This is a genomic window from Streptomyces sp. TE5632 (genome assembly GCF_054061295.1).
In genome coordinates this window covers 121,420-143,438 of the sequence record NZ_JBSSEA010000003.1, presented here as the reverse complement: position 1 = coordinate 143,438, position 22,019 = coordinate 121,420, and the positions used below count along the sequence as shown (strand labels likewise).

Sequence of the window (22,019 nt, the reverse complement as noted above, 5' to 3'; positions counted from 1 at the left end):
TTTCGTGACCGGGCATCGGAGCGCCACCGACGAGGAGATAACGGCGCTATGCCGAAGAACAAGACGCACAGCGGTGCCCGCAAGCGCTTCAAGGTCACCGGCTCCGGCAAGGTGCTCCGTGAGCGCGCCGGCAAGCGCCACCTGCTCGAGCACAAGTCGTCCCGTGTGACGCGTCGCCTCACCGGCAACGCCGAGATGGCCCCGGGCGACGCCAAGAAGATCAAGAAGCTTCTCGGCAAGTGACGTCACGGCGCCCAGGCGCCGTATGTACGTCAGGACCGGGACCCAATCGATTTCGGGCCGTGTGAGCAACGACCGCGGCCCCGCTACAAGGAGTTAACAAGTGGCACGCGTCAAGCGGGCAGTCAACGCCCACAAGAAGCGCCGGGCGATCCTCGAGCAGGCCTCCGGCTACCGCGGTCAGCGTTCGCGCCTGTACCGCAAGGCCAAGGAGCAGGTCACCCACTCGCTGGTCTACAACTACAACGACCGCAAGAAGCGCAAGGGTGACTTCCGCCAGCTGTGGATCCAGCGCATCAACGCCGCTGCCCGCGCGAACGGCATCACGTACAACCGCTTCATCCAGGGTCTGAAGGCCGCGAACATCGAGGTCGACCGCAAGATCCTGGCCGAGCTGGCCGTGAACGACGCCACCGCCTTCGCCGCCCTCGTCGAGGTCGCGCAGAAGGCGCTGCCGTCCGACGTGAACGCGCCCAAGGCCGCGTGACGCCACGCCGGCCCTGATCCGGCGTGATCCAACGGACCCGTAGGCGCTGCCTGCGGGTCCGTCGTATGTGCGGAAGTTGCGAGCGAAAGTGAACCGAATGCCCCCCGCCATCCCCGAGTTGATCTCCTCCAGCTCGCCCCGCGTGTCCGCCGCGCGGCGGCTGGCCAAGCGGAACTTCCGGGGCAAGGAGCGGCTGTTCCTCGCCGAGGGGCCGCAGGCCGTACGAGAGGCCGCAGGCCACCGGGCCACGGCCGGCCGGGACGGCGGTCACCGGCCCACCGGCGCCGCCACGCTCGTCGAGCTGTTCGCCACACCGGAGGCCGCCGAGCGGTACGCCGACATCATCGGCGCCGCGCGGGACGCAGGCGCCCGCGTCCACCTCGCCGCCGAGCAGGTCATCGCCGACATCTCCACCACGGTCACCCCGCAGGGCCTCGTCGGGGTGTGCCACTTCCTGGACACCCCCTTCGAGGAGATCCTCGCCGCCCGGCCCCGGCTCGTCGCCGTCCTCGCGCACGTACGCGACCCCGGCAACGCGGGCACCGTACTGCGGTGCGCCGACGCGGCCGGCGCCGAGGCCGTCGTCCTGACCGACGCCTCCGTCGACCTGTACAACCCCAAGGCCGTACGCGCCTCCGTCGGGTCGCTGTTCCACCTGCCCGTCGCCGTGGGCGTACCCGTAGAGCGGGCCGTGGCCGCCCTCCGGGACACCGGAGTACGGGTGCTCGCGGCGGACGGCGCGGGCGACCGCGACCTCGACGACGAACTCGACCGGTGCACCATGGGCGGACCGACCGCCTGGGTCTTCGGCAACGAGGCATGGGGCCTTCCCGAGGAGACCCGCGCGCTCACGGACGCCGTCGTCCGCGTCCCGATCCACGGAAAGGCCGAGAGTCTGAACCTCGCCACCGCCGCCGCCGTATGTCTCTACGCGTCGGCGCGTGCACAGCGCGCCGCCGGAGGGTGCCGCTCCGTCACCGAGAGCTAGTAGGGTGACCTGCTCGGGGACCCTCCCCCGAGCTTTCGGCCGTACCCCAGGCCCCCGGCTTCGCCCGGACCGGGGCACCCGCCGGGAGCACGGGGCGCCCCGAGGGAGTTCTGAGAGGTGGGGTACGGGGATGACCGTCGGCACGAGCAGCGCACCGGGAGCACCGGAAGCGGCGCACCCGCCCGCGCCCCGGTCCGCCGGCCCCGCCGAGCTCGGCATCGATCCCGACCAGCTGCCCGACGGACTCGTCGTCGCCGACGAGCACGGCAGGGTGATCTGCTTCAACGCGGCGGCCGCCCGGATCACCGCCGTCCCCGCCGGACAGGCCCTCGGGCAACGCCTCGACGCGGCCCTGCCGTTGGAGGACCTGGAGGGCCGGCGCTGGTGGCAGCTCACCGACCCCTACGGCGGCCTCGCCATCCGGGTGAGCCAGCCCGAGCGCAACCTGCTGCTGCCCGGCGGCCGGGAGGTCCTCGTCTCGGCACGCTACGTCCGCACCCGCCCCACCGGCCCGGTCCGCCGGGTCGTGGTGTCCCTGCGCGACACCGAGGCCCGGCGCCGCACCGAACGCAGCCACGCCGAACTGATCGCCATCGTCGCCCACGAACTGCGCTCCCCGCTCACCTCCGTCAAGGGGTTCACCGCCACCCTGCTCGCGAAGTGGGAACGCTTCACCGACGAGCAGAAACAGCTGATGCTGGAGACCGTCGACGCCGACGCCGACCGCGTCACCCGGCTCATCGCCGAACTCCTCGACATCTCCCGCATCGACTCCGGGCGCCTTGAGGTGCGCCGCCAGCCCGTCGACATCGGCACGGCCGTCGGACGGCACATCCAGGCGTACGTCGCCGCCGGACAGCCCGCCGACCGGTTCCTGCTGCGGATCCAGCACCCCCTGCCGGATCTGTGGGCCGACCCCGACAAGGTCGACCAGGTGCTCAGCAACCTGCTGGAAAATGCCGTGCGCCACGGCGAGGGAACCGTCACCATCGACATCACGCCCTCGGCGTCCCCCCGAGACCGGGAGAACGGCGAGCACGCGGCCACGTCGGTCACCGTGAGCGACGAGGGCCCCGGCATCCCGGAGGAGTCCATGAACCGCGTCTTCACCCGCTTCTGGCGGGGCAGCAAGCGCGGCGGCACCGGCCTCGGGCTGTACATCGTCAAGGGCATCGTCGAGGCCCACGGCGGCACCATCACCGTCGGCCGCGCCCGCGGCGGCGGCGCGGAGCTCCGATTCACGTTGCCCGTGGCGGCCCCGGCGTATCTCACCTAGAGCGCACCCAGGGCCCCACGGGCGCATTCGTCTGTCCTCACCCCGTTAGACTCGGCCTCTGGCCACCATTGTGTCCCGCAGACGAAAGACGCTTCGTCCACGAGCCGGTGACGGGGACCATCAGCCAGCCAAACGGAAGTACGGGAAGAGATGTCGGCACCCAATAAGTCGTACGACCCAGTAGAGGTCGAGGCGTTGAAACCGGAAGAGATCGAGCGCATGCGGGACGAGGCGCTCGCCGCCTTCGCCGCCGCGGACTCCCTCGACGCGCTCCACGAGGCCAAGGTCGCCCACACCGGCGCCACCTCCCCGCTGGCCCTCGCCAACCGCGAGATCGGCGCCCTGCCCCCGCACGCCAAGGCCGACGCGGGCAAGCGCGTGGGCCAGGCGCGCGGTGCCGTGAACAAGGCCCTCGCCGGCCGCCAGGCCGAGCTCGAGGCCGAGCGCGACGCGCGTGTACTGGTGGAGGAGGCAGTGGACGTCACACTGCCCCACGACCGCGTACCGGCCGGCGCCCGGCACCCGCTGACCACGCTGTCCGAGCGCATCGAGGACATCTTCGTGGCCATGGGCTACGAGGTCGCCGAGGGCCCGCAGGTCGAGGCCGAGTGGTTCAACTTCGACGCCCTGAACATCGGCCCGGACCACCCGGCCCGCGGCGAGCACGACACCTTCTTCGTGCAGGGCCCGAAGGGCGGCACCGAGTCCGGCGTCGTGCTGCGCACCCACACCTCGCCCGTGCAGGCCCGCACCCTGCTCGACCGCGAACTGCCGGTCTACGTGATCTGCCCCGGCCGCGTCTACCGCACCGACGAGCTGGACGCGACCCACACCCCCGTCTTCCACCAGGTGGAGCTCCTCGCCGTCGACGAGGGCCTGACCATGGCGGACCTCAAGGGCACCCTGGACCACATGGTGCAGTCGCTGTTCGGCGAGGGCATGACGACCCGGCTGCGGCCGAACTTCTTCCCCTTCACCGAGCCGAGCGCCGAGATGGACATGCTCTGCTACGTCTGCAAGGGCGAGTCCGTCGGCAACCCCGACCGCCCTTGCCGCACCTGCTCCTCCGAGGGCTGGATCGAACTCGGCGGCTGCGGCATGGTCAACCCGCGGGTGCTCACCGCCTGCGGCGTCGACCCCGAGAAGTACAGCGGATTCGCCTTCGGGTTCGGCATCGAGCGGATGCTGATGTTCCGCCACAACGTCGAGGACATGCGAGACATGGTCGAGGGTGACGTCCGGTTCACCCGGCCGTTCGGGATGGAGATCTGATGCGGGTCCCGCTTTCTTGGCTGCGGGAGTACGTCGACCTGCCGGCAACGGAGACCGGCCGCGACGTCCAGGCCAAACTCATTTCGGCCGGCCTCGAGGTCGAGACGGTCGAACACCTCGGAGCCGACCTCAAGGGCCCCCTGGTCGTCGGCCGGGTACTGACCATCGAGGAGCTGGAGGGCTTCAAGAAGCCGATCCGCTTCTGCACCGTCGACGTCGGCCGGGCCAACGGCACCGGTGAGCCCCAGGAGATCGTCTGCGGCGCCCGCAACTTCGCGGTCGGCGACAAGGTCGTCGTGGTCCTGCCCGGGGCCACGCTGCCCGGCGGTTTCGCGATCGCCGCCCGCAAGACCTACGGCAAGGTCTCGCACGGCATGATCTGCTCCAGCGACGAGCTGGGCATGGGCGACGACGGCTCCAAGGGCATCATCGTGCTGCCGCCGGAGACCGAGGTCGGCAAGGACGCGATCGAGCTGCTGGAGCTGGTCGACGAGGTCCTCGACATCGCCGTCACCCCGGACCGCGGCTACTGCCTGTCGATGCGCGGCGTGGCCCGCGAGACCGCCACCGCCTACGGGCTGCCGCTGCGCGACCCGGCCCTGCTCGACGTGCCCGGACCGAACGCCTTCGGCTACCCGGTGAAGGTCTCCGACCCGGTCGGCTGCGACCGCTTCACCGCCCGCACGGTGACCGGCCTGAGCCCCGACGCGCGCTCCCCGATCTGGCTCCAGCGCCGGCTGCAGAAGGCCGGCATGCGCCCGGTCTCCCTCGCCGTGGACATCACCAACTACGTGATGCTGGAGCTCGGCCAGCCGCTGCACGCCTACGACCGCTCCATGGTCCAGGGCACCATCGGCGTGCGCCGGGCCGAGCAGGGCGAGAAGCTCACCACCCTCGACGGGGTGCAGCGCACGCTCGACGCCGAGGACCTGGTGATCACCGACGAGCGCGGCCCGATCGGGCTCGCCGGTGTCATGGGCGGTGCCGACACCGAGATCGCCGACCTCCCCCGGTCTCGAACAGACTCGACCGGGGGGACCCCCACCCTCGACCATGCGACCTCCGAGGTCGTCGTCGAGGCCGCGCACTTCGACCCGGTGTCCATCGCCCGTACGGCCCGCCGGCACAAGCTGTCCTCCGAGGCGTCCCGGCGCTTCGAACGCGGCGTCGACCCGCAGGCCGCCGCCGCTGCCGCGCAGCGCACGGTCGACCTGCTGGTGCTGCTCGCCGGCGGTACCGCCGAGGCCGGGGTCACCGAGGTCGTCGCCCCGACCGCGCCGCACACCATCACCATCCCGGCCGACCACCCGGACAAGGTCGCGGGCGTCGCCTACGGCCGCGAGACCGTCGTACGCCGCCTCCAGCAGGTCGGCTGCGACGTCTACGGCCAGGATGAGCTGATCGTCACCGTGCCGTCCTGGCGGCCCGACCTGACCGACCCGAACGACCTGGCCGAGGAGGTCATCCGGCTCGAGGGCTACGAGAACCTGCCCGCCACGCTGCCCAGGCCGCCCGCCGGCCGCGGACTGACCTCCCGGCAGCGGCTGCACCGCCGGATCGGCCGGGCTCTGGCCGGCGCCGGATACGTCGAGGCGCCGAACTACCCGTTCGTCAGCGAGCAGGTCTTCGACCAGCTCGGCCTGGACGCCGATGACCCGGCCCGCCGGGTGGTGAAGCTGACCAACCCGCTCAGCGACGAGGAGCCCGCGCTGCGGACCTCGCTGCTGCCCGGCCTGCTCGGCGCGCTGCGGCGCAACGACGGACGCGGCTCGCACGACCTGGCCCTGTTCGAGACCGGTCTGGTCTTCTTCCCGCGCGAGGAGCAGCGGACCGCCGTCCGGCTGCCGGTGGACCGGCGGCCCACCGACGAGGAACTCGCCGGCCTCGACGCGGCGCTGCCGGACCAGCCGCGGCACGTGGCCGCGGTCCTCGCCGGCGCCCGCGAGCAGACCGGCTGGTGGGGCGCGGGCCGCCCGGCCGACTGGGCCGACGCGATCGAGGCCGCCCGCACCGTCGCCGCGGAGGCGGGCGCCGAACTCGTCGTGCGCAAGGGCCAGTACGGCCCGTGGCACCCGGGCCGCTGTGCCGAGCTGGCGGTCGTCGTCGACGGCACCGAGCGGGTGATCGGGCACGCCGGAGAGCTGCACCCCGGCGTGCTGAAGACCCTGGGCCTGCCCGCGCGCAGCTGCGCGATGGAGCTCGACCTGGACGTCCTGGAACAGGCCGGCGACGAGACCCCGCAGGCGCCGGGCATCTCCACCTTCCCGGTCGCCACGCAGGACGTCGCGCTGGTCGTCGACGCGTTCGTGCCGGCGTCGGACGTGGAGGCGGCACTGCGCGAGGGCGCCGGTGAACTGCTGGAGTCCATCCGTCTGTTCGACGTGTACGAGAACGTCGAGCAGCTGGGTGAGGGACGCAAGTCCCTGGCGTACGCGCTGCGGTTCCGCGCGCCCGACCGGACGCTGACGGTCGACGAGGCGTCCGCGGCCCGGGAGACGGCGGTCGCCCTCGCGGGCGAGCGCACCGGGGCGGTCCTTCGCGGCTAGTGGCTCCTCTCGAGGACCGGCTCTTCGGGGCCGGTCCTCGGGTTTTCGTGGGGTGCACGAGTTCCCGTGGGCCCCTGGGGTCACGTAGGTCTCTCACGCATCTGTTACCGCCAGTCACCTCACTCGTTCGGGTGACTTTTCGGGCGATACATCCGGATCGGATCGTGTGGTCGAAAGAATCAGACCGGCCTCTCCGAGGCCGGTCTGCGCTGTCTGGGCCACAATGGGGGGCCATCGGCATGATCCGCTTCAAGGCTGGAGCACCCCGCACGGGGCGGCCCAGGACCACCTCATGGAATCCCGACCACTGCCCGCTGCGCCGGGCGCTCGCACGCGGACTGCCACCCACCGCCCTGAGCGCCATCGGCACCGGACTGGCGCTGCACGTCGGGCAGAGCCTGCTGCGGGAGCTGCGGCGGACCCGCACGATCGCCCGCACCGCGCAGCGGAGACTGCGGCCGCTGCCGCGCGTCGACGGACTGACGGTCGCCGCCGTCCAGCTCTCCGCCGACCGGGGTGCCCGGCTCGGCGGCGATCTGTATGAGGTGGTCGCCACCGAGTACGGCGTACGGGCGGTCATCGGCGACGTCCGCGGGCACGGGCTCGGTGCCGTCCCCACCGTCACCGCCGTCCTCGGCGGCTTCCGCGCGGCCGCGTACGACGAACCCGACCTGGCCGGAGTGCTGCGCCGGCTGGAGCGGGCGATGGACCGGCACCTGCGGGAGCGGGCCCGTGCCGAGCAGCTTCCGGCAGGCGCCGACGGCCATCAGGTCGCCGAGGAGTTCGTCACCGTACTGCTCCTCGAGATCCTCCCGGACGGGCAGGTCCGGGCGCTCAACTGCGGGCACCCCTGGCCCCATCTGCTGAGCGGCGCACGGGCCGAACCGCTCGCCCGCGCCGAGCCGCACCCGCCGCTGGGCCCGTTCCCGCTGCCCGCCGAGCTCCCCACCGTCCCCTGCGGACGACTGCTGCCCGGTGACATGCTCGTCCTGCACACGGACGGAGCCGAGGACGCACGGGACGCCGACGGCCGCTTCTTCCCGCTGCCGGAGGTGCTCGCCGCGGCCGCGCGCGAGGCACCGCGCACACCGCAGGCGGTCCTGCGCACGGTCCTCACGGCGCTGACCCGCCACACCGGCGGCTCACCCAAGGACGACATCGCCTTCATGATCCTCAGGAACGAGCGCCCGTCTCCGCGTGCCCCCTCGATCGCGCCGGAATCCCCGCGGTCGATCACGACGGACCCGCATGCGGCGAGCCGCCAGCAGTTCCCCGCATAGCGTGCGTCCCCCGCAGCGTGCGCGGACAGCCGGCGGGGCCGTCCGCCCCGCCGCGGAGTGTCGGGCAGGCGGCTGGGCGGACGGCGCGGATACGGGCCGCCGCACTGTACGAGGGGGAGCCGGCGGCCCGGCCGGCCTCTTTCGAGGCAACTCAGTCAACCGTCCGGGAACTCTCCGCGACAGCGCGCGCGCACTGCGGATTCGAGCACTCCGTTCACACCCCGTGTGAACACCCGGCCACTACTCTGTCGACACCGATCCTCCGGGGGGCCTCATGCAGCCCAACACTCTGCTCGACGCGGTCCTGGACGAGGCCGGCATCTCGCACGCCGGTCTGGCCGCGCACGTCAACCAGGCCGGCCGGGCACGCGGACTGTCACTCAGGTACGAACACACCGCCGTGGCCCGCTGGTTGAAGGGGCAGCGGCCCCGCGGCCAGGTGCCCGACCTGATCTGCGAGGTCCTGGCCGTCCGGCTGCACCGCCAGGTCACCCTCGACGACATCGGCCTCGGTGTCCCCGGCGGACCGTCCGCCCCGCACCCCGGTTCGCTCTCCGGCTTCGTCGAGCGGGCCACCGCACTGTGGCGCTCCGACCAGCAGCGGCGCCCGCACATACTGGGAGCGCCCGCGGTCACCGGCACCCCCGCCGTGATGCCCGTCTGGGAGTGGGAGAACCCGCCCGAGGACGTGGACGTCTCACGCGGCGGCCGCCACCGGGTCACGCCGGGCGACCTGGACATGCTGCGCTCCGCCCGCTCCCACTACGAGCAGATGTACCGCAAGGCCGGCGGTGTCGCGACCCGCGCCCGCATCGTGGGCTTCCTCAACACCGAGGCCGCTCCGCTGCTGCGCGGCAGCTACACCGATTCCACCGGCCGTCAACTGCACCGGGCCACCGGCGGATTGGTGGCGGTCGCGGGGATCTGCGCGTACGACTCCGACGCGCACGGACTCGCCCAGCGCTACTTCCACCAGGCGCTCCGGCTGGCAAAGGCCAGCGGGGACCGCGGACTTGGCGCGTACGTGATCGCGCTTCTGGTCAACCAGTCACTGTTCATGCGGGAGTACCGGCAGGCCGTCGCCTTCGCGGAGGCCGCGCTGCGCGCCGCGGGCAGGCACATCACCCCCGCCCTCGCCTCCGACCTGTACGCGATGCAGGCGAAGGCGTACGCACACCTCGGCGACGGCACGAGCGCACTGTCCTGCATCCGGCGTGCCGAGCAGGCCGCCGAACGCATCCGGCGCGGCCACGAACCCGACGAGACCGGCTATGTCCAACCCGGCCTGGTCAACGTGCAGGTGGCGGAGGCACTGCTCGGCCTCGGCGAGCTGGCCGCGGCGGGCGAGCACGCGGCCGCCGCCGTCGACAACCCCGCGCACGACCGGGGACGGGTACACCGGCTCGCCATGCTGAGCACCATCGAACTACGGCAGGGCAACGCCGACAAAGCGGTCGTCATCGCGGTGCAGATGGCCGAGCAGGCCCGTGGAATGGAGTCGCAGCGACTGCGCGACAGACTGCGCGCCGTGCGCGAGCACCTGGTGCGCAACGGCTGCGCCGGCACCGGTGAGGCGGCCGAACTCATCGACGGTGCCCTGCGTGTACCGCTGTAGCCCGCCGAGCGTGCCCGGTGGCTCGTCCGCGCGCGCGGTGCTCCCGGTGGCCCGCCGCAGGTGGCCGCGCCGTGCGCCCGTGTCGCGCCGTCCGCTGCGTCGCGGGCGGCCTCCTGTGCGCCTGCTGCCGGACCGCTGCTGCTGCGATATTGCCACGTACTCAGCGGAAGGTGGCATAACCGTGCAGTGGACGAAGCAGAACGAACAAATTGTGTACTCGAACCGCTGGTTCAGCGTCAATCTCGCGGATGTCGAACTACCGGACGGCCGGCATCTCGACCACTTCCTCATCCGGCTGCGGCCCGTCGCCGTGGCCACGGTGGTGAACGAGGCCAACGAGGTCCTCCTCCTGTGGCGCCACCGCTTCATCACCGACAGCTGGGGGTGGGAGCTCGCGGCCGGTGTGGTCGAGGACGGCGAGGACGTCGTCCGGGCGGCGGCCCGGGAACTGGAGGAGGAGACCGGCTGGCGGCCCGGGCCCCTGCACCACCTCATGAGCGTGGAACCGTCCAACGGGCTCACCGACGCCCGGCACCACATCTACTGGGCCGACGAGGGCGAGTACGTCGGACACCCGGTGGACGACTTCGAGTCGGACCGCCGGGAGTGGGTGCCGCTGAAGGTGGTCCCCGACCTGGTCGCCCGCGGCGAGGTCCCGGCCGCCAACATGGCGGCCGCGTTACTGCTGCTGCACCATCTCAGGCTCGGCCAGGACGGCAGGTCCTGACGCCGACGGCCCGGCGCCTCGTCGGGGTGCCGGGCCCACGAAGCGTCTCTCAGCCGTAGCTGTAGAAGCCGGAGCCGCTCTTGCGGCCCAGACGGCCCGCGTCGACCATGCGCTGGAGCAGCGGGGGAGCGGCGTACAGCGGCTCCTTGTACTCCTCGTACATCGAGTGCGCGACCGAGGCCACCGTGTCCAGACCGATCAGGTCGGACAGCTTCAGCGGGCCCATCGGGTGGGCGCAGCCCATCTCCATGCCGTTGTCGATGTCCTCACGGCTGGCGATGCCCGACTCGAACATCCGGATCGCGGAGAGCAGGTACGGGATCAGCAGCGCGTTCACCACGAACCCGGAACGGTCCTGGGCGTGGATCGCGTGCTTGCCCAGCACCTTCTCGGTGAAGATCTGCGCCCGGCTGATCGTGCCCTCGGAGGTGGTGAGCGCCGGGATCAGCTCGACCAGCTGCTGCACGGGGGCCGGGTTGAAGAAGTGGATGCCGATGACGTGGTCGGGCCGCGAGGTGGCGACCGCCAGCTTCACCAGCGGGATGGAGGAGGTGTTGGAGGCCAGGATCGCGTCCGGCCGGGTCACCACCTGGTCGAGCACCTGGAAGATCTCCGTCTTGACCTGCTCGTTCTCGACGACGGCCTCGATCACCAGGTCGCGGTCGGCGAACTCGCCGAGGTCCGTGGTGAAGCTCAGCCGGGCCTGGGCGGCCTCCAGCTCCTCCGCCGTGATCTTGCCGCGCTCGGCCGCCTTCGTGAGGGAGTTGTACAGCCTGGTACGGCCGATCTCCAGGGCCTCGCCGGTGGTCTCCGCGACCATCACGTGCAGTCCGGCGCGAGCGCACACCTCGGCGATTCCCGCGCCCATCTGACCGCAGCCCACCACTCCGACGCGTTCGATGTCGGTCACCGGGAACCTCCGAAGGCGGCCCCGGCCGCAGCCGAGGGAGGAGTTTTGCCCCAAGTATGAGAGATCGCCCACATGATTGGATAGGGTGGCCGGTGTGCGTCGCGAGAACCAAGCACGCGCAACTCCTTTGTCTAAACGGACAACCGGGCAGGTTTCGTCCCGGCTGGTGCTGAGAGCGTCAGACTTGCTCGCTCGCCGAGCGAATGAGCAGCTTGAGTCGGGAATCCCCCGCTTCAGTCGGGGGAGGGTTCAAATCGTCCCTTTCGCTACTTATCGGGGCTGGAGCAGGCCCGGAATTCTTCCGGGCCTGCTCCGTTCGTGCACGTTACCCCGAAGTATCGATGATCGATCGTAGGGGTGGGCATCCTGAGCGCGAAACGGGCCGCGGGACTGGGCGGATCGAAGCTTTTGTGACGGGTGTGAAATGGGACGAGTGTCACGCAGGGCGTTCGCGACGGCCACGCTGTCGGCCGTGACGATGATGACGGCCGTCTCGGCCGGCCAGGCCCGGCCGGGGCCCGGTCCCTCGGCTGCGGCGGGGGGCCGGGGTGCGGCGGCGGGGGAGATGCGGGGCGTGTGGCTGGCGACCGTGGCCAACCGGGACTGGCCGTCGCGTCCGGGACTGAGCGCCGACCGGCAGCGGGCCGAGCTGATCGCCCACCTCGACACCGCCGTCCGCAACCGGCTCAACACCGTGATCCTCCAGGTACGGCCCACGGCCGACGCCCTGTGGCCGTCCCCGTACGAACCCTGGTCCGCGTACCTCACCGGCACCCAGGGCGCGCATCCCGGTTGGGACCCGCTGGGCGCCGCCGTCACCGAGGCCCACGCCCGCGGCCTGGAACTGCACGCCTGGTTCAACCCGTACCGGGTCGCCCCGCACACCGACCCCACCCGGCTCGCCGCCACGCACCCGGCCCGCCGGAACCCCGGCTGGGTGGTCCCGTACGGCGGGAAGCTCTACTACAACCCCGGGCTGCCCGAGGTCCGCGCCTTCGTCGTGGACGCGATGCTCGACGCGGTGCGCCGGTATCCCGTCGACGCGGTCCACTTCGACGACTACTTCTACCCGTACCCCGTGGCGGGGCAGACCTTCGACGACGACACCGCCTACGACACCCACGGCGGGGCCTTCCCCGACCGGGCGGCCTGGCGGCGGGACAACATCGACCGGTTGGTGCGCGAGACGGCGGCCCGCATCCGGGAGATCCGGCCAGGCACCCGCTTCGGCATCAGCCCCTTCGGGGTGTGGCGCAACGCGGCAACCGACCAGCTCGGCTCAGAAACCCGGGCCGGCGTGCAGACCTACGACGATCTGCACGCCGACACCCGCCGGTGGGCGCGGGAGAACTGGATCGACTACATCTGTCCGCAGCTCTACTGGAACATCGGCTTCGCCGCCGCCGACTACGCGAAGCTGCTGGCCTGGTGGTCCGCGGTGGTGGAGGGCTCCGGGACACAGCTGTACGTGGGCGAGGCGCTCTACAAGGCGGGCGACCCGGCGCAGCCCGCCCCCTGGCAGGACCCGGCCGAACTCTCCCGGCACCTCACACTCGCCGAGGAGCACCCGCAGGTGCGCGGTCACGTCTTCTTCGCCGCCCGGGAGCTGAGCACCGATCCGGTCGGCGCGATGGCGCGGGTGGTCGCCGACCACTACGGGCAGCCGGCGCCACCTTCACGCTGATCCACCCCGGCGGTCGCCGGGCTATCGCTGACGGTTCTTGTGCCGGATCTCGGAATCGGGGCCGGGTGAGCACACGGCCTCGTGCCCGTCCTCGAAGCGGACCCGGTAGGGCGGATCGCCCTTCTGGCCCATCACTTCGACGATCTCGGCCACCTTGTCGTGCTGACCGACCACCCTGCCGTGCTGAACAAGCTGGTCGCCCACAGTTGCGCGCATCGGGGTCTCCTCACCAAGTGCGGGAGCAGCGGTCCGTGGCTTCGAGTCTACGGCGCAGCGCACCACCCGGCACGCCCCGTGCGCGAGCGACCCCGCGCTCCGGGGTCCGTGCGGCGACGGGCCGAGCGTCCGTGGCCCGTACCGCTCCTCAGGTGCGCGCCCGCTGGGTGACGGCGATGCACACCAGCACGGCGGCCGCCGTCAGCGGGGCCGCCGCCGTCAGATGTTCGCCCAGGAGCAGCACCGACCACACCAGGGTGAGCAGCGGCTGGGCCAGCTGCAGCTGGCTGGCCCGGGGAATGCCGATCGCCGCCATGCCCCGGTACCAGACGACCAGGCCCAGGAACTGCGAACCCGCCGCCACCCACAGCACCCCGGCCACGCTGTGCGCGGTCAGCCGCACCGGCTCGACGGCCAGCGCCAGGGCGGCGGCGGGCACGGTGAACGGCAGGCACAGCACCAGCGCCCAGCCGATCACCTGCCATCCCGGCATCACCCTGGCCAGCCTGCCGCCCTCCGTGTACCCGGCCGCGCACACCACCAGCGCCGCGAAGAGGTACAGGTCGGCCGTGGTCAGCGCGCCGCCGCTCTGTCGCACGGTGAAGGCCAGCACCGCCACGGCACCCGCCAGCGCGGCCGCCCAGAAGGTGCGCGAGGGGCGGGAACCGACGCGCAGGGCGGAGAACACGGCGGTGGTGAGCGGGAGCAGCCCGACCACGACGGCCGCGTGCGCGGTGGTCGACGTCTGCAGGGCCAGCGTGGTCAGCAGTGGGAAACCGAGGACGACTCCGACGGCGACCACGGCGAGCCCCGGCCAGTGCCGGCGGGCGGGCAGCGGGACACGCCATGCGCGCCACCGCACCGGAACCCGCCCGCGCGAGGACCCTCCTGCCGTGCCTGCCGCGCCGGCTCCCATGGTGGGCGCCCCCACCGCGAGCAGACAGACGCCGGCTACCAGCCCCGCCAGCACGCTGCGCACGGCCACCAGCGACCAGGGGCCGAACCCCTCAAGTCCCCAGGCGGTGGCCGGGAAGGTGAGCGAGAAGGCGATGACGCCGAGGGCGGCCTGCAGGGTGCCGAAGCCGACGCGATCCCGACGGCCGGTGACCGCTATCGGGGCGTCGGTAGTAGCGCTACTCTGTTCTCTCATGCATGAGCGTAGCAGTGTCGCTGAACTGGCAGAAAAGCTGCGACGAGAGTTGGACCGCTACTCGCCCGGCGGAAAGCTCCCATCGAGTCGAGCCCTTGTGGAGCGGTTCCGGGTGAGTCCCGTGACCGTCTCGCGGGCGCTGGCGCAGCTCGCCGCCGAGGGACTGGTGGTGACCCGGCCCGGCGCGGGCGCGTTCCGCGCCGACCGGCCTGTGGCCCCGGCCGCCGCGGCGGGAGACACGTCCTGGCAGGAGGTCGCGCTCAGCGCGGACGGCGCCGCCGACCTCGTACCGCGCTCGGTGGACGCCTCCGGGGTCCTGGTCTCCCTCGCCGCTCCGGCGGCCGGGGTGATCGAGTTCAACGGCGGCTATCTGCATCCGTCCTTGCAGCCGGAGCGGGCGATGGCGGCGGCCCTGTCCCGGGCCGGGCGCAGGCCGGGCGCCTGGGGGAGGCCGCCCATGGAAGGGCTGCCGGAACTGCGCGAGTGGTTCGCGCGCGGCGTCGGAGGCGCAGTCACCGCGGCGGGGGTGCTGATCACCGCGGGTGGTCAGTCCGCGCTGACCACCGCCCTGCGCGCACTCGCCCCGCCCGGTGCCCCGGTCCTCGTGGAGTCACCCACCTACCCCGGCATGCTGGCCGTCGCCCGCGCCGCCGGACTGCGGCCGGTGCCCGTTCCGGTGGACGCCGACGGGGTGCGGCCGACGCTGCTCGCCGACGCGTTCCGGGCCACCGGCGCCCGGGTCCTCGTCTGCCAGCCCCTGTTCCAGAACCCCACCGGTGCCGTGCTCGCGCCCGAACGGCGCGGTGAGGTGCTGGACATCGCACGCCGGGCCGGCGCGTTCGTCGTCGAGGACGACTTCGTCCGGCACCTGGTCCACGAGGACGCGGGCCCAGTGCCGCGCCCGCTGGCCGCCGACGATCCCGACGGCGTCGTCGTTCACGTCTGCTCGCTCACCAAGGCGACTTCGCCGAGCTTCAGGGTGGGCGCCCTCGTCGCGCACGGTCCGGTGCTGGAGCGGCTGCGAGCCATCCAGATCGTCGACACCTTCTTCGTCCCCCGGCCCCTCCAGGAGGCTGCGCTGGAACTCGTCGGCTCGCCCGCCTGGCCGCGCCATCTGCGGTCGGTTTCCGCCGAGTTGCGGTCCCGTCGGGACGCGATGACCACCGCGCTCCGGCTCCGCCTGCCCGAACTCGCCCTGCCGCACATCCCGGCGGGCGGCTACCACCTCTGGCTGCGCCTGCCCGACGGCACCGGGGGCACCTCCCGGGCTTTCGGCTCTGGAGGAGAGACCGCGCTCACCGCGGCGGCCCTGCGCGCGGGCGTCGCCGTCACCCCCGGCCGCCCGTACTTCAGCGCCGAGGCCCCGGCCGCCCACCTGCGGCTGAGCTTCGCGGCGGTCGCGGGCGCCGGCGAGATCACAGATGGCGTACGACGACTGCGCACCGCCTGCGACGAGGTGCTGGGCTGACCGGGGTACCGGGGGTGAAGGGGCAGGCGTTTCGCGGCACTTGTCCGGTGAGGGGTGATCTGCGCTCAAGGCCTGATGGACGCTGGGTAACACCCCGGCCGGACCCCTTGATTTGCTCACCTTGGGGGTCGACGATCGCCGCATGGCACTTCGGGTCACGTTCGTTGCCGCAGCGGGGAGTTCCTCGCGGCTGGCCGAGCGTTTCGAGGACGACCGGCCACTGGACCGGGCCGGGTGGAGCGAGGTGCAGCGCGTCGCCCATGAGTTGCTGCCACTCGCCGCGGCCGACCTGCGCTACTGCTCGCCGAGCCCACGCAGCCGTGCCACCGGGGACGGGCTCGGCTATGCCCCGTTGGTCCAGCTCGCCCTGCGCGACTGTGACATGGGCCGCTGGCGCGGGCTGACCCTGGGCGAGGCGATGGCCTGGGAGCCGGAGGTCGTGGACGCCTGGCTGGCCGATCCGCGGGCCACCGTGCACGGCGGGGAATCGCTGCTGGACTTCATCACCCGCGTGGGCGGCTGGCTGGACACCCGGCCGCTGGAGGAGAACTGCCGGGTCGTCGCGGTGGCCGAACCCTCCGTGATCCGCGCCGCGCTGGTGTACGCGCTGAAGGCGCCGCCCGCGACCTACTGGAACATCGACGTCCGCGCGCTGTCGCGGGTCAGCGTCACCGGGCGGGCGGGCCGCTGGAGCCTGCGCATCGAGGGTGTCTCCCCTCAGCGCACGCGGATGTAGCCGGTGGCCAGCTCCAGATCCTTGGCCGGGCCGCGCACCCGCCAGAGGGTCCGCCAGTGGTCCTCGTCGCGGACGGTGAACTCACCCCGGTAGAGGTCCGCGGCGCAGGGGTGGTCGGCGACGTACCGGCCCGTCGAGAGATCCAGGTCGTGGAACGGCCGGCCGTCCGCGAACCGCACGTCCACCGCGCCGCCGGGTCCGGGGAGGAAGCGCAGGGTGCGTTCGGCGGGCCGGGGGACGCCCTGCCAGGTGAAGGTGCCGGACTCCTGGTGCAGCAGGCCGCCGCCCACGAGCGGGCCGAAAAGCGTGGTTCCCTCGAAACGCCCCAGGTCGCCGCTCGCGAGGTCCCGCACGGTCCGGGTCACCCGCCAGCGTCCGCCGAGATAGGTGAGCGCGTCCGGTACCGGCCAGAACTCGTCCATTCCGTCGCGTTCTCCGTTGTGTCCGCCGTCGCACGAACCGTTGACGTGCTTCTGCCTTCTCCTGTCTCGCCGTTCGAAACCGGCCTCCGGAGGGAGAAGGGCAAGCGTACGACTTCTCGAGGGTGGGACCGGTGCGAGGCCGAGGCCCGCACGGCGATCGGCCTCGGTGGCGTGCGGGCCGCCGTCACGGGGACGGCGGCCCGCACCCGGCACCGACCGGGAGGCCACCCGCCGTGTCAGTGGCGCAGCAGCAGGGTGACACCGGCCACCACGACGCCGAGCACGACCGCGGCGACGCCGTACGTGAGGCGGTGCGTGCGCAGCCAGGGCAGCAGCCGGTCCACGGCGATCCGGCCGGGGCCGGTCAGGGCGAGCGCCACCGCGGCCAGGGTGAGGAGCAGCTCGTACTCCACACCCTCCGGGGCGAAGAAGCCGCCGCCCCACTTCACGGCGATCGCGTTGACCATCGTGCCGGCGACGGCCGCGGCGGCGAGCGGGGTGAACAGACCGAGCGCGAGGCCGAGCCCGCCCAGGGTCTCGGTGAGCCCGGCCACGACGGCGAACGCCTCGGGCGAGGGGTAGCCGAGGGACTCGAAGAACATCCCGGTGCCCTCGACACCACCCCCGCCGAACCAGCCGAACAGCTTCTGGGCGCCGTGCACGGCCATGGTCAGGCCGAGCACGAGACGCAGGACCAGCAGCCCGATGTCGTAGGCGCGGGCGGGAGCGGCGGGGCCGTCCTGGCCGGACGTCGCGGCGGCGGGGCGGGACAAGGTGGTGGAACTGGCCATGGGGGGACTCCTCGGGAGGGGACGGCGAAGACGGTGGGGGCGCCGCGCGGCACTGAGCGACGCCCCGCCCCGGCAAACTTGAAGCTTCAAGCTAAACCAACCATAGCCCTTGCTTCAACTTTCAAGCAGTGCGAGTACGCTCGACCGTGCCCGGTCCCGAGCCGAGACCTGTGTCTGCCCCACGCCGCCCAAGGAGCCGCTGCCATGCCCCACACCGCCGCACCCACGGTCAGCTGGTCCGTCGAACCCGACCGCAGGCCCGGCACGCCGCTCGTCGTCGCCCTGCACGGGCGGGGAGCGGACGAGGCGTCGTTCGCGCAGCTCGCGCCGCATCTGCCGAAGGAGGCCACGGCGGCCTTCGTGCGTGCCCCGCTGGCCGAGGGCGGCGGATACGCGTGGTTCGCCAACCGGGGGATCGGGCGCCCCCTGCCCGACTCCATCGCGGCCACCGCCGACTGGCTCTTCGACTGGCTCGACACCGAGACCGCCGGCCACACGTCGGTCTCACTCCTCGGCTTCTCCGGCGGCATGGCCATGGCGGGCGGCCTGCTGCTCGCCCGCCCGGAGCGGTTCGCCGCCGCCGTCCTCCTGTCCGGCACCCTGCCGTGGGACGCGGACCTGCCCGAGGAGCAGGGCCGCCTGACCGGCACGCCGGTCTTCTGGGGCCGCGACACCGCCGACCAGGTGATCCCCGCCGACCTCGTCACCCGGACCGGGACCTGGCTCCGCGAGAAATCCGGCGCCCACCTCGAAGAGCACCGCTACCCGGGTCTGGGCCACGCCATCGCCCTCCCGGAACTGGCCGACGCCTCGGCCTTCCTGCGACGCGCGTGGGGCGAGGCCTGAGGGGCAGGGCCTGGGGGCGGTGAGGGAAGGCGCGCCGCCGGCCTTCGCCGGGTCCCTACCTGCTGTGCACGATCTGGATCAGGTTGCCGCAGGTGCCGTCCAGCACCGCGGTGGTGACCTGGCCCATTTCGAGCGGCTCCCGGGTGAACTGCACTCCGAGCCCGCGCAGCCGGTCGAACTCCGCGTGGACGTCGTCCACGGCGAAGGAGATGGCCGGGATGCCGTCCGTGGGCAGTCCCGTCTTGTACGCCGCCACGACCGGATGACGGGGTGCTCGAACCCTGGCTGCTGGAGGACGCGGAGGGCCTCGGGCTGCTTCCTGGGTCGGCCAGCCTCGTGCTCACCGGCCGGGACGACTACGAAGGCCCGCCCGAGGGGCATCGGGGCCCAGTCCGAGTCCATGACGGAAGTCGGTGGCTGGGCTCCTGTCGGGAATTCGCCCGCGTCCTGCCGCAGGAGAGAGCAGCGCCCCCACTCGTCCTGCGAGGGCTGGCCCGGAGTGATCGACTGCGAACGGCACTGAGGACGGGCACCCGGCGGGCGCTGGACCTGGAACAGGCCGCGCTGGAGATATGGGATGCCCGGGGCGAGCCGCTCACCGGTCGGTTGTTGTGGACCACGGTCCGTGACCGGGGCCCGTCCTCCTACGGGGTGGACCTGATCGACCTGGAACTCGACGGAGAGCTCTTCACACCCGTTCCCGGGTACGCGCAATCAGTCTGGGAGCAATGGTTCGCCGGGCCGCCGGACACCCTTGGCGCCTGGGCCGCACTCGACACGCGCCGTCGCGAGGCCTGGCTCGACCTGGCCCGGGACCGGGCCTGCCGTCGTACCCATCGTGACCGGCCGGCTGGCCACGCCCACGAACTCGACGGCCGGCAGATCACCGACGAACCAGGCCTCTACCTGGCGCTCGGCGAGGCGGTGAACGGGCCGGGAGGCTACTTCGGAGGTTGTCTCGAAGCCCGCACGGACTGCCTGCGCGGTTCCTTCGGCTGCACGGCCCCCGCCACCCTGCTCTGGCGGGACGCCGCCACCGCGCGCGAACACCTCTCCCGGAAGCCGGCACCGTGCGGCCGGCCCTTCGACCTGTTCGCCGAGGTCCTCGACGTCCTGGCCGAGGGCGGCACGCACGTCAGCCTGGTGTGACGCGTGGCCGGCCGTCCACGTCCGGACCGAGTGCCTCGGCCGGCGTGTGCTGTCGGCTGAGGCACTCGGTCCGGACGGCGGCTACCGGCCCGGTGCCGTGTTCAATCCTGCTCACGCTCCACCGGGAGCCACAGTTCGGCGTCGGCTTCGGTTCTGTCCGGGGAGAGGCGGGTGCGCAGGATCTCCGGGCCGGGGCGGCTGCGGTACGGGTTCGACGGGAACCACTGGGTGAACACGTCCCGCCACAGCTCCTGGATGGCCTGCGGGGCCGGTCCGGAGGTGGTGAAGACCGCCCAGGCGCCGGTCGGGACGGCCAGTGACGCCGTTCCCTCGGGGGCGGCCGCCGACGTGATCACCCCGTGGTAGTAGTCGAGTTCGGTCCCCTCGGCGCGGCTGGGGTCCAGGTCGTCGCAGACCGCGACGATGCCCTGCGGCTCCTGGTCCGACAGTTGCTCCAGGCGTTCCACGGTCCGCGGCTCGATGCCGCGGACGAAGTCGATGATCGCCTGGTTCGGCCCCAAGTGCACCAGTGGCACCCGGGCCTTGAGGCCGACAACGGTGAAGGCCGGACGGTCGATCACGCGATAGCGCATGCTGCTGCTCCCTTCGACGGTGAGGCGGAAGGTCAACCGGGGCTGGGAGACGAGCGCGCAACCGGTGCGCCGGGCCTCGCCCGGACCGACACCGTGCATGGCGCGGAACGCCCGCGCGAACGCCTCTCCCGAGCCGTAGCCGTAGCGCACCGCGATCTCCAGCAGCGGCTCACGGCCGGCGAGCACCTCGGCACCCGCGACGGTCAGCCGCCGACGCCGGACGTACTCCGACAACGGCATGCCCGCCAGCGCGGAGAACATCCGGCGCAGGTGGTACTCCGAGGTCATCGCGGTGCGTGCCAGCCCCGCCACATCGACGGGCCGGTCGAGACCGTGCTCGATCTGCTCCATGGCCTGGTTGAGCCGCTCCAGCACGCCCGGTCCCCTTCCTTCTTGCTTGCGATCAACACGCTAGGCAGCACGCATCCCGCCGGACCCGACATCCTGTGCCCGATCGAGTCGGGTGCGCATGCCGGCTCCGCCACGAGGCTGTCGCCGGGCGCTCCCCGTGCGGCGTTGCATAAACGTGCGGGTGTACGTATAGTCATGCTGTCGAGGAGGAGGTTTCCGTGAGCGTACGAGTGGCTGTGGCCGGGGCCAGTGGATATGCGGGTGGGGAGCTTCTGCGTCTGCTGCTGGCGCACCCCGGGGTGGAGATCGGTGCGCTGACCGGGAACTCCAATGCCGGGCAGCGGCTCGGGAGCCTGCAGCCGCATCTGGCGCCGCTCGCCGAGCGGGTGCTGGAGGCGACCACGGCCGACGTGCTCGCCGGGCAGGGCCGACGGCATGACGTGGTCTTCCTCGCCCTGCCGCACGGGCAGTCCGCCGCCGTCGCCGAGCAGCTCGGGCCGGAGGTGCTCGTGGTCGACATGGGCGCCGACCACCGGCTCGCCGACGCCGCCGACTGGGAACGGTTCTACGGCTCCCCGCACGCCGGCACCTGGCCCTACGGCCTGCCCGAACTGCCGGGCGGCCGCGCTGCGCTGGAGGGGTCCAAGCGCATCGCGGTGCCCGGTTGCTACCCGACCGCCGTCTCGCTGGCCCTCGTCCCGGCCTACACGGCGGGCCTCGCCGAGTCCGAGGCAGTGATCGTCGCCGCCTCCGGCACCTCCGGCGCGGGCAAGGCGGCCAAGCCGCACCTGCTGGGCAGCGAGGTCATGGGGTCGATGTCGCCCTACGGCGTCGGCGGCACCCACCGGCACACCCCCGAGATGATCCAGAACCTCAGCGCGGCGGCGGGGGAGCGGGTCTCCGTATCCTTCACGCCGACCCTCGCGCCGATGCCCCGCGGCATCCTCGCCACGTGCAGTGCCAAGGCCAGGCCCGGGGTCACCGCCGAGTCCGTCCGGGCCGCCTACCAGAAGGCGTTCGCCGACGAGCCCTTCGTCCGTCTCCTCCCCGAGGGCCAGTGGCCCGCGACGGCGTCCGTTTACGGTTCCAACGCCGTTCAGATCCAGGTCGCGTACGACGAGGCCGCGGGGCGGATCATCGCGATCAGCGCCATCGACAACCTCACCAAGGGCACCGCGGGCGGCGCTCTGCAGAGCATGAACATCGCCCTCGGGCTCGACGAGTCCACCGGACTGACGACGATCGGAGTCGCTCCGTGAGCGACGCACGTGC

20 protein-coding genes and 2 pseudogenes are annotated in these 22,019 nt (G+C 72.4%); 15 read left to right on the top strand and 7 right to left on the bottom strand.

Going from position 1 to position 22,019, the window contains the following annotated elements; translation table 11 throughout:
* Positions 1–48: 48 nt before the first annotated feature.
* The 9 genes from rpmI to ACVW19_RS05670 all read left to right on the top strand — a co-directional run bounded on the left by rpmI (position 49) and on the right by ACVW19_RS05670 (position 10,431).
* Positions 49–243 (top strand): 50S ribosomal protein L35, encoded by a 195-nt coding sequence (gene rpmI / locus ACVW19_RS05710; protein WP_109380440.1) that lies wholly within the window; start codon positions 49–51, stop codon positions 241–243.
* 100 nt (positions 244–343) lie between these two features.
* Positions 344–727 carry a 50S ribosomal protein L20 gene (gene rplT, locus ACVW19_RS05705; protein WP_055470307.1) on the top strand — a complete coding sequence of 128 codons (384 nt, stop codon included), beginning with the start codon at positions 344–346 and terminating at the stop codon, positions 725–727.
* A gap of 97 nt (positions 728–824) precedes the next feature.
* Positions 825–1,715, top strand: coding sequence for a TrmH family RNA methyltransferase (locus ACVW19_RS05700; protein ID WP_457457189.1), 891 nt, complete (start codon positions 825–827; stop codon positions 1,713–1,715).
* A 130-nt stretch (positions 1,716–1,845) separates the two neighbouring features.
* Positions 1,846–2,991 (top strand): ATP-binding protein, encoded by a 1,146-nt coding sequence (locus tag ACVW19_RS05695; RefSeq protein WP_457457187.1) that lies wholly within the window; start codon positions 1,846–1,848, stop codon positions 2,989–2,991.
* A 150-nt stretch (positions 2,992–3,141) separates the two neighbouring features.
* Complete coding sequence (gene pheS / locus ACVW19_RS05690) at positions 3,142–4,263, top strand: phenylalanine--tRNA ligase subunit alpha (protein ID WP_457457185.1); 1,122 nt, start codon at positions 3,142–3,144, stop codon at positions 4,261–4,263.
* A complete protein-coding gene (pheT, locus tag ACVW19_RS05685; protein ID WP_457457183.1) occupies positions 4,263–6,809 on the top strand; it encodes a phenylalanine--tRNA ligase subunit beta in 2,547 nt (848 codons plus the stop codon). Before pheS ends, pheT begins: the two co-directional genes overlap by 1 nt.
* A 239-nt stretch (positions 6,810–7,048) precedes the next feature.
* A complete protein-coding gene (locus ACVW19_RS05680; protein WP_457457181.1) occupies positions 7,049–8,089 on the top strand; it encodes a PP2C family protein-serine/threonine phosphatase in 1,041 nt (346 codons plus the stop codon).
* Positions 8,090–8,363: 274 nt separating this feature from the next.
* Positions 8,364–9,704, top strand: a complete 1,341-nt coding sequence (locus tag ACVW19_RS05675; RefSeq protein WP_457457179.1) for a transcriptional regulator — start codon at positions 8,364–8,366, stop codon at positions 9,702–9,704.
* A 181-nt stretch (positions 9,705–9,885) separates the two neighbouring features.
* Positions 9,886–10,431, top strand: a complete 546-nt coding sequence (locus tag ACVW19_RS05670) for an NUDIX hydrolase (protein ID WP_457457178.1) — start codon at positions 9,886–9,888, stop codon at positions 10,429–10,431.
* 49 nt (positions 10,432–10,480) lie between these two features.
* On the opposite strand, the gene ACVW19_RS05665 is transcribed toward ACVW19_RS05670, so the two are convergent.
* Entirely contained in the window at positions 10,481–11,341 is an 861-nt protein-coding gene (locus ACVW19_RS05665; RefSeq protein WP_109380433.1) for a 3-hydroxybutyryl-CoA dehydrogenase, read from the bottom strand.
* Between the two features lie 424 nt (positions 11,342–11,765).
* Here ACVW19_RS05665 and ACVW19_RS05660 point away from each other — a divergent pair, with 424 nt between their 5' ends.
* On the top strand, positions 11,766–13,025 hold the full coding sequence (locus ACVW19_RS05660; RefSeq protein WP_457457176.1) for a glycoside hydrolase family 10 protein: 1,260 nt from the start codon (positions 11,766–11,768) through the stop codon (positions 13,023–13,025).
* Positions 13,026–13,046: 21 nt separating this feature from the next.
* Here the strand turns inward: ACVW19_RS05660 and ACVW19_RS05655 are convergent, their stop codons facing one another.
* Both ACVW19_RS05655 and ACVW19_RS05650 read right to left on the bottom strand, forming a co-directional pair.
* Positions 13,047–13,241 (bottom strand): DUF1918 domain-containing protein, encoded by a 195-nt coding sequence (locus ACVW19_RS05655; protein ID WP_109380432.1) that lies wholly within the window; start codon positions 13,239–13,241, stop codon positions 13,047–13,049.
* Between the two features lie 148 nt (positions 13,242–13,389).
* Positions 13,390–14,391: a DMT family transporter gene (locus ACVW19_RS05650; protein ID WP_457457174.1), complete on the bottom strand. Its 1,002-nt coding sequence runs from the start codon at positions 14,389–14,391 to the stop codon at positions 13,390–13,392.
* Here ACVW19_RS05650 and ACVW19_RS05645 point away from each other — a divergent pair.
* Entirely contained in the window at positions 14,390–15,859 is a 1,470-nt protein-coding gene (locus ACVW19_RS05645) for an aminotransferase-like domain-containing protein (protein ID WP_457457172.1), read from the top strand. The genes ACVW19_RS05650 and ACVW19_RS05645 overlap by 2 nt on opposite strands.
* Before the next feature lie 142 nt (positions 15,860–16,001).
* Positions 16,002–16,595 (top strand): histidine phosphatase family protein, encoded by a 594-nt coding sequence (locus ACVW19_RS05640; RefSeq protein ID WP_457457170.1) that lies wholly within the window; start codon positions 16,002–16,004, stop codon positions 16,593–16,595.
* On the opposite strand, the gene ACVW19_RS05635 is transcribed toward ACVW19_RS05640, so the two are convergent.
* Together ACVW19_RS05635 and ACVW19_RS05630 are read right to left on the bottom strand one after the other, a co-directional pair.
* On the bottom strand, positions 16,577–17,017 hold the full coding sequence (locus ACVW19_RS05635) for a DUF6314 family protein (RefSeq protein WP_457457168.1): 441 nt from the start codon (positions 17,015–17,017) through the stop codon (positions 16,577–16,579). The genes ACVW19_RS05640 and ACVW19_RS05635 overlap by 19 nt on opposite strands.
* Before the next feature lie 236 nt (positions 17,018–17,253).
* Positions 17,254–17,808, bottom strand: a complete 555-nt coding sequence (locus ACVW19_RS05630) for a DoxX family protein (RefSeq protein WP_457457166.1) — start codon at positions 17,806–17,808, stop codon at positions 17,254–17,256.
* Between the two features lie 204 nt (positions 17,809–18,012).
* Here ACVW19_RS05630 and ACVW19_RS05625 point away from each other — a divergent pair, with 204 nt between their 5' ends.
* Complete coding sequence (locus tag ACVW19_RS05625) at positions 18,013–18,654, top strand: alpha/beta hydrolase (protein ID WP_457457165.1); 642 nt, start codon at positions 18,013–18,015, stop codon at positions 18,652–18,654.
* 55 nt (positions 18,655–18,709) lie between these two features.
* Here ACVW19_RS05625 and ACVW19_RS05620 read toward each other — a convergent pair.
* A pseudogene (locus ACVW19_RS05620) lies at positions 18,710–18,919 on the bottom strand (VOC family protein); the annotation flags it as partial.
* Between ACVW19_RS05620 and ACVW19_RS05615 the strand changes: the two are divergent.
* Positions 18,859–19,803: pseudogene (locus ACVW19_RS05615) on the top strand (barstar family protein); the annotation flags it as partial. The pseudogenes ACVW19_RS05620 and ACVW19_RS05615 sit on opposite strands and share 61 nt — an antisense overlap.
* 101 nt (positions 19,804–19,904) lie before the next feature.
* On the opposite strand, the gene ACVW19_RS05610 reads toward ACVW19_RS05615, so the two are convergent.
* Positions 19,905–20,771, bottom strand: coding sequence for an AraC family transcriptional regulator (locus tag ACVW19_RS05610; RefSeq protein ID WP_457457163.1), 867 nt, complete (start codon positions 20,769–20,771; stop codon positions 19,905–19,907).
* A 194-nt stretch (positions 20,772–20,965) separates the two neighbouring features.
* On the opposite strand from ACVW19_RS05610, the gene argC reads away from it, so the two are divergent.
* A complete protein-coding gene (argC, locus tag ACVW19_RS05605) occupies positions 20,966–22,006 on the top strand; it encodes an N-acetyl-gamma-glutamyl-phosphate reductase (protein WP_457457161.1) in 1,041 nt (346 codons plus the stop codon).
* Positions 22,007–22,019: the final 13 nt, after the last annotated feature.